This is a genomic window from Streptomyces sp. JLYT201 (genome assembly GCF_059448825.1).
This window is the reverse complement of sequence record NZ_CM182551.1, coordinates 6,793,729-6,811,176: the sequence shown is the minus strand read 5'-3', so window position 1 is coordinate 6,811,176 and position 17,448 is coordinate 6,793,729. Positions and strand designations below refer to the sequence as shown.

The following is a 17,448-nucleotide window of genomic DNA, read 5'->3' as shown; positions in this document are numbered from 1 at the left end:
GTGGTGGCGGCGCTGCTCGCGAACGTCCTGTACAGCACCGGCTTCGTCCTGGAGAAGCGGGCCCTGTCCGCGATGCCCTCGGTGAGCGTGCGGGCACCGCTGCGGCTGCTCGGGCAGGTCGTCTCCAGCCCGCTGTGGCTCGGCGGCTCGCTCGCCCTCGCGGCGGGCTTCGGCGCGCAGCTCGCCGTCTACCGCACGCTGCCGATCGCCGCCGCCCAGGGCATCTTCGTCTCCGGCCTCGTCCTGCTCCTGCTGCTGTCCTCGCGGCTGCTCGGCGAGCGGACCTCGGGGCGCGAGCGCGTCGCCGTCGGCGCGATCCTGGTCGCCCTGCTCATGGTGGTGCTCTCCCTCGACGAGGGCGCCGACACCGTGGGCAAGGACGCCCCGGTGGCGCTGGTCCTGCTGGTCAGCCTCCCCTCGCTGGCCCTCGGCGTCTGGCTGTACGCGAACGGCGAGCGCCGGGCCGGACAGCTCCACCGGCAGCCGACGTCGGGCGTGGAGTACGGCGTCGCCGTCGGCCTCCTGTACGGCGTCAGCTCGCTGGCCATCAAGGGCGTCTCCAGCTCGCTGACGACGCACGGCATCGGCGGCGCGCTGCTCGACCTGCTGCGCTCGCCGTACCCCTATCTGCTGCTGTTCACCGGCGCGTTCGGCCTGGTCATGTCGCAGGCGGCGCTCCAGCGGTGCCGGGCCTCGCTGATCGTGCCGGTGTGCACGACGGTGACGAGCCTGTTCACCGCGGTGCTCGGCACGCTCGCGTTCGGCGAGGCGCTGCCCCACGACCCGGCGCGCCTCGCGCTGCGCGTCGCGGGCACGGCCCTGGCCGTGACGGTCCTGCTCGTCATGCCCAAGCACGACGGGCCGCCCGCCGCCCACACCCCCACGCCTCCCAAGGAGCTGACCTCAGGATGAACCCCGACGACCCGCTCCTGAAGATCCTCGCCTGCCCGCTGGACAAGGGGCCACTGGTGCTCGTGCTGCCCGAGCGGTCCGACCCGGCGGAGGTGGACCAGGCCCTGTACAACCCGCGCCTGCGCCGCCGCTACCCCATCGTCGACGGCATTCCGCAGCTCCTTCCGTCCTCCGGCGAGCAGGTCACCGAGGAGGAGCACGAGCGGCTCCTGACGCAGACCGCTCCCTGAGCCGGGGCGCGGAGGGGCCGTCCACCCCCGGCCGGGCGATGGGCCACGATGGATCCCATGCCCTCAAGCCCCTCCGCTCCCTTCACCCCGCTGGACTTCCAGCTGGTGCTGCTGCGCCGCATGGCCGACCACAACCCGGACCTCGTCGAGGACGCCCGGCACGCCCTCGGCGTCTCCATCGGCGAGATGCGCGAGGCCAACCGGCGCTGGCAGGCGATGGTGCGCTCCCCGCGGTCGCGGGCCGCGGTCTCCCGCTACCGCTCGGTGCTCGGCGAGCCCGCGGCCACCGCCCGGCGCGCCATCGGCGACCTGGAGTGCGAGGCCCTGCTGTGGCCGGTGCCGCTCTGGCCCGACCTCCGCTTCGAGGTGCTGCTCGGGCCGCGCAACGCCGTCTGGAACGAGTGGCTGGTCCGGGCCCCCGGCGCCGCGTCCCCCGCCCTGCGCACGCTGGCCGACCTCACGCCCTGGTCCTGCACGGTCGACGAGGCCGCCCGCGCCTTCGCTCCCGCGCGGCCCATGGAGGGCACGGCGCCGACGCGGTGGCGGCTCGCGTTCAGCGCCGCGGACGGGGAGACCGGGCGGCCGCGCGCGTGCGTGGCGGAGTTCACCTGGGGCCTGTTGCAGCGCGTTTCGTACCCCGAGGGCCCTTAGCGGGGCCTCGGCCCCCTCACTGTCCGGCCGCCTTCACGATCAGCTCCGCGACCACCGGCAGGGACTCCGGGTGGACGTCGAGGAACAGGTTCGGCTCGATCAGCTCCAGCTCCATCACGTGCGGCGCGCCGTCGTCGCCGTCGACCAGGTCCACGCGGGCGTAGAGCAGTTCGGGGGCGCCGGGCACGGCGGCCAGGGCGCGCTCGGCGAGGGCGAGTTCGGCGCCGGTGGGCTGCCAGGCGCGGACGTCGGGGTGCGAGGTCTTGGCGGCGTCGTACGCGGTGCCCGGGGTGAGGACGGCGCCCTTGCGGATGGCGTGCCGGTAGTGGCCGCCGAAGAAGATCAGGGCGCGCTCGCCGGTGGTGTCGATCCGGCTCATGTAGGGCTGCACCATCGCGGTGAGGCCCTCGGCGTCGAGGCGGGCCAGGTGGGCCCGCGCGGCCGCGTGCCCGCCGGGGCCGTAGCGCCCCGCGAGGTGGGAGCCGCCGCCGACGGTGGGCTTGATGACGAACTCGCCCGCGGGCAGGTCCGGTTCCGCGCCGGAGCCCGGGGCCGCGTAAGCCGTCGGCACGGTCGGCACCCCGGCCGCCGCCAGCTCGCCCAGGTACCGCTTGTCGGCGTTCCAGCACACGACGTCCGCCGGGTTGGCGAGCCGCGTCACCGCGGCGACGCGCCCTGCCCAGGCCATGAACTCGGCGACGTGCTCGATGTAGTCCCAGGTCGAGCGTATGAGGACGAGGTCGTACGCGCCCCAGTCGACGTCCGGGTCGTCCCAGGGCGCGACCCGCGCGGTGGCGCCCGCCGCGCGGACGGCGCGCGCGAGGTCCGGCAGGTCGCGGTCCACGGCGCCGATGTGGTCCTGGGGCCGGAAGGTGGCAAGGGCGACGGCGAGGGCCACGGGCGCTCTCCTCGGGTACGGGGCCCGGGGCGGGGCACCATGGAGCCGGACGGCGGGGGCCGCAGGCTAACCCGCCCCTCCCCCGCCGGGAAAGCGCATTTCCCACGGCGGCTCCGCGGGCGCCCGGCCGGGGGCTTGGGGCGGTGGGGAGGTGGATAGGTTTGCGGGGGAAGTGATCGTGATGTCGGAGGGCGACGAGGGGGAGCGGTGCGAGGTGAGCGCGGGGCGGTGCGTGCGGTACGACCCCGCGCCGCGCGTACGCGGACCGTACGCCCCGCGCCGCGGACCGACCGGCCCCGCCCGTCGCACCACGCGCACGCGACCCCGCACCGGACGTCCTGCGCGACGCCGCACGCGGACACAGGCCACGCGCCCGGCCCTACGCCGCACGCGGACACAGGCCTGGCGCCCGGCGCCACGCCGCGCGCGGACGCGCACCAGCCACCCCGCGCCGCGCCGCACCCGGGCAGGGGCACGGGCCGGGAACCCCGTGCCCCGCGTCCGCGTCCGCGGAGCGGGCACCCCCCGCCGGCGGGCCGGTCGCCCCGGCCCGGTGTGCCGATCACCGCGACACCACACCGTCGGTGGCGCAATTCCCTCATCAAGCCGCCGCGCACACGCTGAGCACTTACGGAGGACGACTCGTGGAACCCGAACCCCTCATCCCCGCCCTCACGGCACCGGGCGACGCCCCGGCCCTGCGGTTCGGCGACCGGGCCCTGAGCTATGCCGGACTCGGCGCCGCGGCGGGCGCGTTGGCCGACCGCATCACCGGCTCGGGCGCGGCCCGCGTGGCCGTCTGGGCGACCCCCACCCTGGAGACCGCCGTCGGCGTGGTGGCGGCGCTGCTCGCCGGGGTGCCCGCGGTGCCGCTCAACCCCAAGTCGGGCGAGAAGGAGCTGGGGCACATCGTCGGGGACAGCGCGCCGTCCCTGGTGCTCGCGGGGCCGGGCGACGAACTGCCCGCGGCCCTCGCGGGACTTGACCGCGTCGACGTGGACCCGGCGGCGGACGGGCCCGCGCCCGCCCCGCCCCGGGAGGTGTCCCCCGACGCCCCCGCCCTCGTCGTCTACACCTCCGGTACGACGGGCCCGCCCAAGGGCGTGGTGCTGCCCCGGAGCGCGCTCGCGGCCACCCTCGACGCGCTCGCCGACGCCTGGCAGTGGACCGGCGACGACGTCCTGGTGCACGGCCTTCCGCTGTTCCACGTGCACGGCCTGATCCTCGGCGTCCTCGGACCGCTGCGGCGCGGCGGATCGCTGCGCCACCTCGGCCGGTTCAGCACGGACGGCGTCGCCCGGGAGCTGGCCGCGGGGGCCACGATGCTCTTCGGCGTGCCCACGATGTACCACCGCGTCGCGGAGGCGCTGCCCGACGAGCCCGGCCTGGTCAAGGCCCTCGCGGGCGCGCGGCTCCTGGTGTCGGGCTCGGCGGCGCTGCCCGTGCACGACCACGAGCGGATCGCGTCGGCCACGGGGCGGCGCGTCATCGAGCGGTACGGCATGACCGAGACGCTCATGAACACCAGCGTCCGCGCGGACGGCGAGGCCCGCGCGGGCACCGTGGGCGTGCCGCTGCCCGGCGTCGAGCTCCGTCTCGTCGACGAGGCCGACCGGGAGGTCCCCGCAGAGCCCGACGCCGTCGGCGAGATCCAGGTGCGCGGGCCGAACCTCTTCACCGAGTACCTCAACCGGCCCGACGCCACGGCGGCCGCGTTCGCCGACGGCGGGTGGTTCCGCACCGGGGACATGGCGGTGCGGGAGCCCGACGGGTACGTCCGCATCGTCGGGCGCAAGGCGACCGACCTCATCAAGAGCGGGGGGTACAAGATCGGGGCCGGGGAGATCGAGAACGCGCTCCTCGAACACGACGGGGTGCGGGAGGCCGCCGTCACCGGGGAGCCCGACCCCGACCTGGGCGAGCGGGTCGTCGCGTGGATCGTCCCCGCGGACCCCGGGCGGGTGCCGTCCCTGGACGAGCTCGCCTCCCACGTGGCGGACCGGCTCGCCCCCCACAAGCGCCCCCGGGCCCTGCGCGTCCTCGACGCCCTCCCGCGCAACGACATGGGCAAGATCCTTAAGCGGTCCCTGACCGCGTCCGGCTGAACCGCCCGGCGGGTTTCCGCCCACCCGCCCCCTCGGGGGCGGGTGGGCGGCAGACGGCTGCGCAGGACCGAGCCGATCCAGCCCGTCCGGCGCTTGAGGACAAGCGCGGTAGCGCGGTGGGCTGAGCCGAGCCGCCCAGGGCCAGGAGGGCGGGGCTAGCGCACGCCCACGGCGCGCAGGATCTCCTGGGTGACCGACCCGCCCCGGTCGTCCGAGGCGGAGCCCCGCAGCGACACCGCACCAGCACCTCGCGGCACCCGCAGCTTCCCGCTCCAGGACGCCCCGTCCCTCCGCAGCCGGACGTCCGTCCACGACGCCCCGTCGTCGTAGGACACCTCAAGGCGCGCGGAGCGGATCGCGCCCGGGGCGGCGGCGCCCCGGACGTAGGCGGCCGAGAGGCCCACCGGCAGCGTCCGGCCTCCCCGCACGTCCCCGTACAGGTCGGTGTCGACGTCGAAGCCGAGGTTCAGCACGGGCAGGACGGTCCTGCGGTCGGCGGGGGTGCGGGCGGAGCGGACGGTCCACTCGGCGTGGCCCTTGGTGGCCAGGCGCCACCGCTCGGCGGCGAGCGTGGTGTCGGTCACCACCTTGTACGTGCGCTCCTCGGGCGCGGCGTCCCACACGTGGACGCCGGAGCTCTGCCGCCGGTCGACCAGCTCGCCGTCGGCGTAGACGGCGCTGACCTGCGTCATGGAGTCGTCGTTCCACACGTCGCCGAAGCCGGTGTGGTCGGGCCCGGAGTCGCCCCAGCCGGGCACGTTGAAGGCCAGGTCGTCGCCGGTGCGCTCCTGGCCCCAGCCGAGCCCGGAGCCGAGCCACGGGTGCCAGACGGGCCTGAACCAGTTCAGCGCGGTGTGCTTGCCGCCCCGGTAGTCGACGAGCCCGCCGCGCTGCTCCAGGGCGGTGGGCCCGGCGTGGACGGTCTCGTGCCACAGGCGGCCCTTGCCGGAGGCGACGTAGTCGGTGCGCTCGGCGGGGTAGGCGATCTTCTCCAGGAACCCGAGGCCGACGGGGAAGGTGTCGGTGAGGGAGTAGCGGAACTCCCCGCCGGGCGTGGCCTTGCGCGCGGGCGCGTGGAACGCGGCGTCCACGACGGCGAGTTCGCGCTTGCCCGGCGCGTAGGTCAGCGGCCGGTCCGGGACGGCGCCGGTGAAGCCGTCCTCCAGGTCGTAGACGTAGGGCGTGTAGGGGGTGCCGGTCGTCTCCAGGGTGCGGCCCGCGCGGGCGGCGGCGAGCAGCCGCGCTCCGTCGGCGGCGCCGACCGTGGCGATCGTCAGGGGCCGGTCCGCGTTGTCGTCCGTGCCGAACCAGGCGTTGAGGCGGCCGGGCACGCCGTCGGTGACGAACAGCGCCTCGGCGCCCGCGTCCTGGGCGGCCTGAGCGAGCGCGGCGGGCGCGGGCTGCCCGGCCGCGCCGGTGCGGCGCACCACGGCGGCCTTGCCGCGCGCGTCCTTGCCCGCGTACGCGCCCGGGGTGCCGTCCCCGGCGTCGAAGGCCTTCAGCCGGGCCCGGCCCTCGGTGACGGTGCCGCCGGGCTGCGCGACGGCCGCGCCGACGCCCTTGACGTCGAGGACGGGCTTGCCGAGGCGCCAGACGGTGCGGTACTCGAAGGTGCCCTGCCGCACCTTCGGGGTCGGTGCCGCGAAGACGCTGTCGTACGTGACGGGCACCTGCACGGCGCCCTGGTAGGAGGAGCCGTTCGCGGTGCGGGCGGCCTCCATGAGCAGCTGCCGGGTCTCGGTGCGGCGCGGGACCTTCGCGGTGATCTCCCGCAGGTCGCGCGCGTCGAGGGTGACGGCCCGGTCGCGGTCGAGGGTGACCTCGGGCGCGGCGAGGAAGCCGAGGCCGAGGGAGTCCGCGCCGTGGGCACCGCGCACGTCGAGGAAGGAGGTCAGGGAGTACGCGCCGGGCTTGAGCCGCAGCTTCAGCTCGCCGGAGGCGCCGACCGTCGCCGGGGTGGGGTCCGCGCCCTTGGCCAGCGGGTGCACGACGACGTCGGCGCCGGTGGGGGCACCGTCCCGGTCCTTGACCCGCAGCGTGAGCGTGTACCGCTCCTCCTCCTTGACCAGGCCGAACGCGGTGTGCGCGACGCGCTTGCCGCCCGCGCTCGCGACGATGCGGCCGCTGGTGTTGCCGACGGGCGCCCGCGCCCCGTCGCCGGTGACGGTGGTGGTGGCGGTGCCGTGCGCGGGCACGGTGAGCTTCTCGTCGGCGAGCGTGACGACGCCCTCGGCGGCTCCCTCGGCAGCGAGGCTCAACTCCACCGGTTCGTCGGCCGCGTTGGTGTACGTCACCGTCTTGCGCACCGGCCTCTTGTCCTCGTACGGCCACGCGTAGAAGCCGAAGTCGGCGGCGCCGGTCGCGGTGACCTTCGCGCCGATCGCGGACGGCACGTCCACGCGGCCCGCGCCGAGCGTGTACACGGACGCGTCGAGCGCGTGCGAGGTGGACATCAGGGCGTCCTTGAGCCGCTGCCCCGACCAGTCGGGGTGGCGCTCGGCGAGCAGCGCGGCGACGCCGGTGACGTGCGGGGTCGCCATCGACGTACCGCTCATCGTGGTGTAGTCGCCCTGGCCGGGGGTCAGTCGGGAGCGGGCGGCGAGGATGTCCACGCCCGGGGCGGACAGGTCGGGCTTGAGGGCCCGGTCGCCGTGGCGGGGGCCCTGGCTGGTGAAGTACGCGGCCTCGTCGGCGGAGTCGACGGCGCCGACGGTGAGCGCGGAGTCGGCGGCGGCGGGCGAGCCGATGGAGGAGGGCGCGCCGGTGTTGCCGGCGGCGACCACGAAGAGGGCGCCGGTCTCCTCGGTGAGCGCGTCGACGGCGGCGGCCATCGGGTCGGTGCCGTCGCTCGGCTCGCTCGAACCGAGGCTCAGGGACACGATCCTGGCGTCCACCTCCCTGGCGGCCCACTCCATCCCGGCGACGATCTGCGACTCGCTGCCGAAGCCCTCGTCGCTGAGCACCTTGCCGACGGCGAGTTCCGCGCCGGGCGCGACGCCCTTCTCCTTGCCGTGGGACGCGGCGCCGCTGCCGCCGACCGTGGAGGTGACGTGGGTGCCGTGGCCGCCCCGGTCGGCGACCTCCTCGCCGGGGACGAAGCTCTTCGTCGCGCCCACGCGGCCCTTGAGGTCGGGGTGGGTGGCGTCCACTCCGGTGTCGAGGACGGCGACCTTCACGCCCTTGCCGGTGAGCCCGGCCTGCCAGGCCTCGGGGGTGCCGATCTGGGCGTTGCTGGCCGCCATGTCCGCCCGGACCCGGCCGTCGAGCCACACCTTCGCGATGCCGCCGCCGAGGGCGCGCGGGGCCTTCCCGCCGTCGGTGACGCTCCGCCAGAAGGCCGCGCCCGGCGCTGCCTTGAGCGCGGCGCCCCGGATGCTGGGCAGCGAGCGGACCTGGCGCGTGCCGCGCGGCGCCGCGCGGACGGCGGGGGCGTCCTTCTTGTACGTGACGATGAGCGGGAGGCCGCCGTACGCGGCCCCCCGTGCTCCTCGCCGGACACCGGCTCCCTGGCGTATCAGCTCCGACACGTCGAAGAGGCGCTCGTCCAGGACGCCCGCGCGCAGATACGGGCGGGCCTCGTCCGGTACGACGGTGACGCGGCCGTCGACGACGCGCGTGCGCACGGCGCCGCTCGCGCCGCGCGGGCGGTCGACGGCGACGGTCTGCTTGCCGTCGCCGAGCCGGGTGACGGTCACCTCGTCGCCGGTGACGAGGGTGACGGTGGACTGCCGTGCGTGCGCGGCGGGTTGGGGCGTGCGGGGGCCGGGTCCCGGTGCCGCGGCGGCGGGGACGGCGGCCGCGGTCAGGCCCGCGGGCAGCAGGGTGAGGGCGAGTCCGGCGGGCAGGAGTCCGCGGCGGGCCCGGCGGGGGCGGCGGGCTTGACGGGGTCTGGGTCTCAAGGCGACCTCTCTTCGTCGGCACCACGTGCGGGTGGCGCCCGGGGCGCGGGGGCCCGCGGGCGATGCGGCAAGTGTCAGTCCGCTTGTGTTGCGGGAGAGTTGCGCGGGCCTGGCGGGAAGCTGCCAGGGCGGCTTTCCGCCAGCGGGGACGTCGGCCAGAATGTGGGCTCGGAGACCGAGCAGTGGGCCGCGGTGGGCCCGCGTGACGACGGGGGCGGTATGGACGGTGGGTTGGTCGAGTACACGACGAACAGCGGCGCGCGGGTGGTCGTGGCGCTCGACCCCGACGACCTGGACGGCGTCCGGCTGGTCTCGCGCGGCGACGGGCCCGCGCAGGCCGCCCGCACCTTCGAGGCCACCCTGGACAGCGCGCGGGCGGCCGCCGAGTCGGCGCTCCAGGTGTTCCGCGACGGCACGCTCAGGCCGGACACGGTGGAGATCGAGTTCGGGGTGCGGATGACGGCCGAGGCCGGGGCGGTGCTCGTGAAGGGCTCCGCCGAGGGCCATCTCCTGGTGCGGCTCTCCTGGTCGCCGGAGAAGGACCCCGCGCCCTCGGCGGGCCCCGCGTCGGCCCCCGCCCCGCGCCCGGAGTCCGCCGCCACCTCATGAGCAGCGCGTCCTGGCACGCCCGGGTGGAGTGCGGCCGCGAGACGGGCGCGGGCTTCCTCGTCTCCGACCGGCACGTGCTGACCTGCGCACACGTCGTGCGGGACAGCGCGCGGGCACCGGTCGCCGTCGCCTTCCCGCACCGCGGGGACCTCGGCACGGTGGCGGCGGAGGTCGACGCGCACGGCGGCTGGGCGGGGCGCGGCACCGACCCGGGCGACCTCGCCGTCCTGGAGCTGGCGAGGCCGGTGCCGATCGCACCCGCGGGGTTCGCCGGGCCCGACGACGCGTACGCGGAGCCCCGGCCCCGGCTGGTCGCGTACGGCTTTCCCCGCGGGTACGAGGAGGGCACCATCGCCGAGTACCGCGCCACCGCCGCCCAGTTGATCGCCGACGAGTGGATCCAGCTGGAGGCCTGGAGCGCCCACGGGCAGCCGCTCGCGCCCGGCTTCAGCGGGGCCGCCGTGGCCCTCGCGGACAGCGGGCTCGTCGTCGGCATGGTCTCGGCGGCGGCCGGGGCCGCGGGCGTGCGCACGGGCCGGATGCTGCCCGCGCACGTCATGGCCCGCTACTGGCCCCGCCTCGCCGGGCTCGTCCCGGCCCCGCTGCGGCCCGGCGCCGACCCGGCGCGCCTGCGCGACCTGGTGGACCGGGCCGAGCGGGCCGGCACGGCCCTCGCCTGCGCGCCGGAGCGCCTCTACCTGGACGCGGTCGGCCCCCTCGGCCCGCCACCGCCGCCCGGCGGCTTCCCTTCGCTGTGGTCGGCGGCGTGGTACGTGCTCTCGGAGGTGGAGGTGCCGGGCGCCGCGGCCCGCTTCGCGGAGCGCCTGCGGGCCCTCGTGGAGTCGGCCGAGGAGGCGGCGGACCTCCCCGCGCGGCCGGCCGCCGCCGTCCCCCAAGCCGTGGCCGTGGCGGGCGACGCGGTGCCCGTACCGGGCCCGGTGGGCGTGCGGGAAGCGCCGTGCGTCCCGGCCCCGTCGGCCGCGCCCGCCCCGGCGGGCCCCGGGGCGGGCGGCCGGGCCGTCTGGTCGCCCATCCTCGTGGAGCTCGCGCGCAGCGGGGCCGGGGACGACCAGGTCCTGGTGGAGGTGTCGGCGTGCCGGGACGGGCGCAGGCACCCCGTGGGTTCGCGGACGCTCGCGCGCGGCCGGGTGCGCCGCCAGGTGCAGGAGCTGATCGAGGAGGCCTTCGGCAGGCTCCCCCTGGACGCGGCCGAGCTGATCGCCTTCGTCCTGCCCCGCGAGTGGCTGAACGAGCCCGTGGCGCACTGGGCGCGCAGCGCCGACGACCCGACGCCGCTCGGCTGTTCGTACCCGCTGGTGGTCACCGACAGGGCGCGGCGCGCGGGCGGCCTGCGGCACCAGCTCGCCCGCAAGTGGGAGCGGCTCGACGCCAAGGCCACCACGACCGTGCACCGGGTGGACTGCGCCGCCGGGGAGAAGCCGAACAAGCTGCGCTTCCGGCTGCGCCACGACGAGGCCGACCTGGCGGGCTTCGCCGCGCCGCCGAGGTCGCCGCGGCTGCGCCCGCACTTCGAGGCGTCCCTGAACGCGCCCGCGCCGGTGCTGCTCTGGCCGCGCACGGGCTGCGCGCACGACGGCGGCGACTGCACGGGCGCGGCCTTCCTCGACCAGCTCGCCGCCCATCTGTCGCGGCTCCCGCCCGCCGAACTGCCGCGCCACGTCCTGGAGTTCCGGGAGGCCGCCGACGCGGCCGACGAGCCCGACCGGCACTGGGCGCGGGACATACAGCTGCTGTGGGACGACCCGCGCTGCTTCCCCGACGCCGCGCCCGCCCCGCTGCGCTCCCCCGTCGCCTGACCGCCCGCCCCTACGGAGATCCCGGAGTCCGCATGTCCCTGTGGCCCGTCTACACCGGCGGCAGCGAGCCGCACGACGGCATCACGAAGCTGCCGCCGCCGCCCCCGTGGCGCGCCTTCGACGGCGGCCCCGTCCTGCCGGTCCCGGCGCCGGGGGCCCGCGCGACGTCGCCGGACCGCGCGCACCGCGCCCGTACGTACCGCGCGACACAGGAGTGCGTCCAGCTCGTCAACGCCGCCCTGTACCTGCGCCGCCCGCTGCTCGTGACCGGACCGCCCGGCAGCGGCAAGTCGAGCCTCGCCTACGCCGTCGCGCGCGAGCTGGGGCTCGGCCCGGTCCTGCGGTGGAACATCACCAGCCGCAGCGCCCTGCACGACGGGCTCTACCAGTACGACCCGCTGTCGCGCCTGTACGCGGCCGGGCGCGCCCACGAGGGCGGGGCGCCCCAGGACCGCGCGGGCGTCGAGGACCATCTGCGCCTCGGCCCGCTCGGCACCGCCCTGCTGCCCTACGAGCGCCCCCGCGCCCTGCTCGTCGACGAGGTCGACAAGAGCGACCTGGACCTGCCGAACGACCTCCTCAACGTCCTGGAGGAGGGCCAGTACGAGATCCCGGAGCTGGTCCGCGTCGCCCGCCACGCGCCGGATGCGGCCCTGCTCACCGCCGACTCCGGGCCGCCGGTCACGGTCCGGCAGGGGCGGGTGCGCTGCCGGGCCTTCCCGTTCGTGGTGCTCACCAGCAACGGCGAGCGGGAGTTCCCGCCCGCGTTCCTGCGCCGCTGCGTCACGCTGCGCCTCCGGCAGCCGCACGGCGAGCACCTGGAGGAGATCGTCCGCGCCCACCTCGGCGCGCCCGACGCCTACGCCCGCGAGCTGATCACCCGCTTCATGGAGCGCGGCAGCGGCGGCGAACTGGCCACCGACCAGCTCCTCAACGCGATCTACCTCACGGGCGCGGCGGGCCTCGACACCTCGTCGCGCGACGAGCTGGCGCGGCTGCTCATGCCGTATCTGAGCGAGGGCGGGGGCCCGGCCGGTGACGAGGGACCGGATGCCGCCCTCTGACACCCCGCCGCCCCCCGCGGGCCGGTCCGACGGGCCCGCGCACTCCCCCGTCGACCGGCTCTCCGCCGTGCTCGCGGCGGCGCGCTCCACCGGCGCCGGGCCTTCGGCCGAGGAGCTGGCCGAACTCCTGTGGCTCGCCCGGCACATGGCGCCGCCCCCGGGCGCCCCGGACGAGGACGGCGCCTGGGCCGCGCGGCTCCCGCGAGCGGCCCCGGCCACCGCCGACCGCCGCCCCGGGGCCCCGCCCGAGCCGCCGCACCCCGACCCGCCGGAGCCGCCGCCCGAGGACCGCGTCCCGCTGCACCTGCCCGCGGGGCCCGCCCCGCGGCCGCGCCCGGGGCCGCAGGGAACGCCGCGCACGGCGGACCCGGCGCCGGGCTCCGGCGCCGGGTCGCGGCACGGCGCCCTCGGCGCGGGAGGCGGCGGCACCGGCATCCGCGTCCCCGTCCCGCCCATGATCTCCCGCCCCCTCGCCCTCCAGCGCGCCCTGCGCCCCCTGGGCCGCCGCGTGCCCGCGCCCGACCGGCACGTCCTCGACGAGGCGGCGACCGCCCACCGCATCGCCGCGCTCGGGGCGGGCCCGCGCGCCTGGCTGCCGGTGCTCCGCCCGGCCGACGAGCGCTGGCTGCGGCTGTGTCTGGTGTACGACGACGGGCCCACGATGCCGGTCTGGCTGCCGCTGGTCCGCGAACTGCACACCGCGCTCGTCCAGTCGGGCCTGTTCCGCACGGTGGAGCTGCACCGCGCCGCGCCGGACGGCACGGTCCCGGCGCGCGCGGCCGAGGTGCCCGCGACGGGCCGCACGGTCACGCTGGTGGTCAGCGACTGCATGGGCCCGCAGTGGCGCGAGGGCCCGGCGGGCCGCCGCTGGTTCCGGACGCTGCGCCACTGGGCGGACCGGCTGCCGCTCGCGGTAGTCCAGCCCCTGCCCGAGCGCCTGTGGCCCACCACGGTGCTGCCCGCCGCCCCGGGGCTCCTGGGCGCGCCGCACGCGGCGGCCCCGACGGCGGCTCTCGACTTCGCCCCCTACGACGGCTCCGCCCCGCCCGCCGGAGCCGTGCCGGTCCCCGTCGTCGAGGTCGCCCCGGCGTGGCTGCGGCACTGGGCGGCGCTGGTGGCCGACACCGGTGGCCGCCGACTGCCGGGCGCCGCCGCGTGGCTGGGGCCCTCCCCCGCGCCGCCCGACGGCGAGCCGCCGCGCGAGGACGTCGCGCTGCTGTCCGCCGAGGACCTGGTCCTGCGCTTCCGCTCGTCGGCGTCCCCGGAGGCGTTCCGCCTCGCCGGTCATCTGGCGGTGGGCGAACCGCACCTTCCGGTGATGCGGCTCGTCCACGCCGCCGTGTCGCGCCGCCCGCTGCCCCAGCACCTGGCGGAGGTCGTCCTCAGCGGCATGCTGAGCGAGCGGCCGGGCGAAGAGCCCGGGACGTACGCCTTCCGCGAGGGCGTGCGGGAGGTGCTGCTCACGACCCTGCCGCGGTCCGCCAGGGTCCGCACCCGGCAACTCCTGGCCCGGGTGGGCGCGTTGATCGACGAGCGGGCGGGCACGGCGCCGGGAGCTCTGCGGGCCGTGGCCCCCGGGCCGGGCCGGGGCGCCGAGGAGGTGACGGCGGAGCCCTTCGCCGAGGTGAGTCCGGACAGCGTGCGGCGCCTCACCGAGCACGCGCGGCTGTTCGCGGGCCGCTACCGGCTGCTGCGCCGCATGGCGTCGCCGGACGAGTGGCTGGCCGAGGACACCCGCGGCGACGGCGAACAGGTGCTGATCCGGACCTACTCACGCCGGACGTGGGGACGCCTGAACGTGCTCGGGAACGCGATGCGGCTCGTCAAGCTCCGCCACCCGGGCGTGGCCGCCGTCACCGACTACGGCGTGGTGGACACCTCCCCCTACGTGGTGCAGGCGTACATCCACGGCAACGACCTGCGCGTCCTGCTGCGCGACTCCCCGCACGGCCTGCCCGGCCCCCAGCTGATCTCGCTGCTGCCCGGCATCGCCGAGGCCCTGGCCCTCCTGCACGACCACGGCCTGCCCCACGGGGCGCTCTCCCTGCGGACCGTGTTCGTCACGCCGGAGGGCCCCGTCCTGAAGGTCCTGGACTTCGTGCCGCTCGGCACCGCGAGCCGCACCGACGACTTCCGCGCGCTGGGGGAACTCGTCCGCACGCTGTGCCTGGGCCGGGACCCCGGGGGAACGCTCCACCTGCGGCTCACGGGCCTGCCGGAGCGGCTGCGCGTGGTCCTGGAGACCTCCATCACCGACCTCCTGTCCCACCACCCGGACACCCAGGAGGAGGGTTTCACGCGCCTGCGCGACCTGGCGTTCACGGGCCGCCGCTACTGCTTCTTCGGCCGCGTCCGCGTGTTCCAGGACGACCGCCCGCTGCCCACCGGCGCGGGCCCGGAACAGGCGCTGCTCCTCGCACTCGTACGAGCGGAGGGAGAGCCCGTCGACGAGGACGCTCTGGTGGCCGCCCTCTGGGACGAGGAGGACGTGCCGCCCGACGCGGATCGCCTCGTCGGCGCGTACGTCACCCGCCTGTCCGAGACCCTCGGCGTGATGCGGGACGACGACGGCTGCTTCCTGCCGATGGACCCGGTGGACGGGACCGCCGCCGTCGACGTCCTGCGCTTCCGGGACCTGCACGCCGCGGCGGAGCGCGCGTACGCGGCGGAGAGCTCCCGGCCCTTCGCCGAACGCGCCGCGGCCGCGCTCGCGCTGTGGACGGGCGAACCCTTGGAGGGCGTGCCGGGACCCGCCGCCCGCGCGTTCCGCGCGCAGCTGCGCGGCATGCGCCAGTCGCTCCTGGAGCGCGTGTCCGACACCGGTACGACCCTCTCCTTCGCCTTCGCGGCCCGCCCGGGCTGGCAGGCGGACGCCCTGACGAAGCTGAGCCGGGCGGTGATCGAGCTGCTGGTCCAGGGCGGCGTCGGGGCCGAGCAGTTCGAGCTGCTGCCCCGCGAGAACGGCTGGGACGCGGCCCTCGGCCCCGGCGCCCCCCTGCCCGACCTGATGACCGTGCTCCTGGAGGAACTGCCGGACGTCGTCCGGAGGTTCAACGGGCTCGGCCTCGTCGTCACGGTCGACGACCCCCCGGGGCCGGCCCTGCCGCCGAGCACCGACCACGCGCTCGTGGTCGTCCCCTCCGCACTGCGCGAGGCCCTGGACGACCCGCGCTTCGAGCCCGTGCCCGGCGCGGACTCCTGGTTCCGCAGGCTCCCGGCCGACCCCGGCCCGCTCGCGGCGGACCTCGGCCGCGCCGCCGCCGTCGTCCTCGGCTTCGACGGCACCCTCGCCCGCCTCTACGCCCCCGGCAAGGCCCGGGACGCCGCGCTGCGGCTGCTCTCGCTCGTCGCGCGCGAGCGGGAGGGCGACGGGGCCGGGGAGGAGTTCGCGCACCCGGTGGACGTCCTGCGCGCGTTCGCCGGGGACGGCGCCCCGGCGGGCGAGCTGCACGACCAGCTGGACCGGATCGAGCGCCAGGCGGTGTACGGGGCGCGGCCCGTGCCGCACGCCGCCGCGCTGGTGCGGGCGGTGCGGGCCGCCCGCCGGGGCCTGGCCGTCGTCACCGACACCGCGCCGCGCGCCGTCGCGACGTACGTGGCGACGCACGCGCTCGACATCCCGGCCGACGCGATCGCCTGCCGCACGCCCGACCTGACGCGGCTGCTGCCCGACCCGGCCGGGCTGCGCCGGGTCCTCGACCGCCTCCACACCCCCGCGGAGCGCTGCGTGATGATCGGGTCCACCGTGGCGGAGGCCGGGGCGGCGGCGGCCGCCGGGGTGCCGTTCGTCGGGCTCGCCCCGGACGGCCGCGCCCGGGACCGCCTCCACGCCGCCGGGGCCCGGCACACCGTGGGCTCCCTGGCGGAGGTCGTGGACGCCGTGCGCGGCCGCTGACCGGTCGGGCCCGCCCGGGGCGCGGGCGGCGTGGCGTCAGGCCTGCGGGTCGCGGGCGTCGTAGCGGAGGAAGGCGCGCCAGCGCAGCACCAGCAGGCCCACCGCGAGGACGCAGGCCGCGCCGCCGCCGACGATCGCCACCCGGGGCGAGGTCAGGTCGCCGACCGTGCCCGCGAGGAAGTCGCCGAGGCGGGGGCCGCCCGCCACCACCACGATGAACACGCCTTGCAGGCGCCCCCGCATGGCGTCCGGCGTGGCCGCCTGGAGCATGGTGCTGCGGAACACCATGGAGATGGTGTCGGCGGCGCCCGCGAGGGCCAGGAAGACGACGCCCAGCCAGAGGTCGCGGGTGAGGCCGAAGACGGCGACGGCCGTGCCCCAGCCCGCCACCGAGAGCGCGATGGCGAACCCGTGATGGTGGACGCGGCCGAGCCAGCCGGAGAACACGCTGCCGAGCAGCGCGCCCACGGCGGGCGCCGCCGCGAGCAGGCCCGCGGTCTTCGCGTCGCCGCCGTACCAGACGACGGCGATGGCGGGGAACAGCGCGCGCGGGTGCGCGAGCACCATCGCGCACATGTCGGTGAAGAACGTCATGCGCAGGTTGGGGCGGGTGGCGAGGAAGCGGAGGCCGTCGACGACGGAGGCCCGGCGCCGCTTGCCGCCGTCCGCCGCCGCGCCGCCGCCGTCGGCACCGTCGTCTCCGGGGAGCATCGTCGGCAGCCGCCACATCGCGTACAGCGCGGCCGTGAAGGCGACGGCGTCGATGGCGTACGCCGCCTGGTAGCCCCACAGACCGACGATGAGGCCGCCCAGCATGGGGCCGACGGTCGTGCCGGAGGTGGTGGTCAGGGAGGTGAGGGCGTTGGCGGCGGGCAGCTGCTCGGGCGGCAGGAGACGGGGGATCATCGCGGTGCGGGCGGGCGAGTTCAGGGCGCCGCACGTCGCCTGGAGCGCGACCACGGCGTACAGGAACCACACGTGGTGGAAGTCCGCGAACGCCGCCGCCGCGAGGACCACCGACAGGGCGCACAGGCCCATGGCCGAGTACAGGCCGAGCTTGCGGCGGTCCACGGTGTCCGCGATCGCGCCCCCGTACAGGCCGAAGACGACGAGCGGGACGAGCGAGAACAGCCCGACGAGGCCGACCGAGAAGCTGGACCCGGTGATGTCGTACACCTGGAGGGAGACCGCGAGGGCGGTCATCGCCTGGCCGATCCAGGAGACGGTGTTGCCCAACCACAGGCGCCGGTAGTCCGCGGAGATCCGCAGCGGGGTCAGGTCGGCGAGGATACGGCGCTTGGGCGCGGCGGACGCGCCGGAACCGGGCCCCGTGTCCGCTATGGCGGGGCGCTCGTCGTCAGTCGCGTC

General features: G+C 77.0%; 11 protein-coding genes. 8 read left to right on the top strand and 3 right to left on the bottom strand.

The window, feature by feature from the left end; genetic code table 11:
- Genes AC5WAM_RS28700 through AC5WAM_RS28690 form a run of 3 tightly spaced genes read left to right on the top strand, consistent with a single transcriptional unit; the run spans position 1 to position 1,793 of the window.
- The gene (locus tag AC5WAM_RS28700; RefSeq protein ID WP_366794018.1) at positions 1 to 912 is read left to right on the top strand and encodes a hypothetical protein; all 912 of its coding nucleotides are present in this window, start codon (positions 1 to 3) and stop codon (positions 910 to 912) included.
- The gene (locus AC5WAM_RS28695; RefSeq protein ID WP_138959547.1) at positions 909 to 1,142 is read left to right on the top strand and encodes a Trm112 family protein; all 234 of its coding nucleotides are present in this window, start codon (positions 909 to 911) and stop codon (positions 1,140 to 1,142) included. The genes AC5WAM_RS28700 and AC5WAM_RS28695 overlap by 4 nt, the downstream gene beginning before the upstream one ends.
- A gap of 57 nt (positions 1,143 to 1,199) precedes the next feature.
- Positions 1,200 to 1,793 carry a hypothetical protein gene (locus AC5WAM_RS28690; RefSeq protein ID WP_366793976.1) on the top strand — a complete coding sequence of 198 codons (594 nt, stop codon included), beginning with the start codon at positions 1,200 to 1,202 and terminating at the stop codon, positions 1,791 to 1,793.
- Between the two features lie 16 nt (positions 1,794 to 1,809).
- Here AC5WAM_RS28690 and AC5WAM_RS28685 read toward each other — a convergent pair whose 3' ends face one another.
- Positions 1,810 to 2,691 carry a DcsG N-terminal domain-containing protein gene (locus AC5WAM_RS28685; RefSeq protein WP_495519305.1) on the bottom strand — a complete coding sequence of 294 codons (882 nt, stop codon included), beginning with the start codon at positions 2,689 to 2,691 and terminating at the stop codon, positions 1,810 to 1,812.
- Positions 2,692 to 3,335: 644 nt separating this feature from the next.
- Between AC5WAM_RS28685 and AC5WAM_RS28680 the strand changes: the two genes are divergently transcribed.
- Complete coding sequence (locus AC5WAM_RS28680; RefSeq protein WP_495519304.1) at positions 3,336 to 4,796, top strand: acyl-CoA synthetase; 1,461 nt, start codon at positions 3,336 to 3,338, stop codon at positions 4,794 to 4,796.
- Positions 4,797 to 4,951: 155 nt separating this feature from the next.
- On the opposite strand, the gene AC5WAM_RS28675 is transcribed toward AC5WAM_RS28680, so the two are convergent.
- On the bottom strand, positions 4,952 to 8,695 hold the full coding sequence (locus AC5WAM_RS28675) for a S8 family serine peptidase (RefSeq protein WP_495519303.1): 3,744 nt from the start codon (positions 8,693 to 8,695) through the stop codon (positions 4,952 to 4,954).
- 219 nt (positions 8,696 to 8,914) lie between these two features.
- Between AC5WAM_RS28675 and AC5WAM_RS28670 the strand changes: the two genes are divergently transcribed.
- The 4 genes from AC5WAM_RS28670 to AC5WAM_RS28655 are packed head-to-tail and all read left to right on the top strand — an operon-like array spanning position 8,915 to position 16,080.
- The gene (locus AC5WAM_RS28670) at positions 8,915 to 9,304 is read left to right on the top strand and encodes a CU044_2847 family protein (RefSeq protein WP_366793972.1); all 390 of its coding nucleotides are present in this window, start codon (positions 8,915 to 8,917) and stop codon (positions 9,302 to 9,304) included.
- The gene (locus AC5WAM_RS28665; protein ID WP_495519302.1) at positions 9,301 to 11,121 is read left to right on the top strand and encodes a VMAP-C domain-containing protein; all 1,821 of its coding nucleotides are present in this window, start codon (positions 9,301 to 9,303) and stop codon (positions 11,119 to 11,121) included. The genes AC5WAM_RS28670 and AC5WAM_RS28665 overlap by 4 nt, the downstream gene beginning before the upstream one ends.
- A gap of 32 nt (positions 11,122 to 11,153) precedes the next feature.
- Positions 11,154 to 12,185: an AAA family ATPase gene (locus tag AC5WAM_RS28660; RefSeq protein WP_495519301.1), complete on the top strand. Its 1,032-nt coding sequence runs from the start codon at positions 11,154 to 11,156 to the stop codon at positions 12,183 to 12,185.
- A complete protein-coding gene (locus AC5WAM_RS28655) occupies positions 12,172 to 16,080 on the top strand; it encodes an SAV_2336 N-terminal domain-related protein (RefSeq protein ID WP_495519300.1) in 3,909 nt (1,302 codons plus the stop codon). Before AC5WAM_RS28660 ends, AC5WAM_RS28655 begins: the two co-directional genes overlap by 14 nt.
- Before the next feature lie 36 nt (positions 16,081 to 16,116).
- Here AC5WAM_RS28655 and AC5WAM_RS28650 read toward each other — a convergent pair whose 3' ends face one another.
- On the bottom strand, positions 16,117 to 17,421 hold the full coding sequence (locus AC5WAM_RS28650; protein WP_495523665.1) for an MFS transporter: 1,305 nt from the start codon (positions 17,419 to 17,421) through the stop codon (positions 16,117 to 16,119).
- Between the last annotated feature and the right edge of the window lie 27 nt (positions 17,422 to 17,448).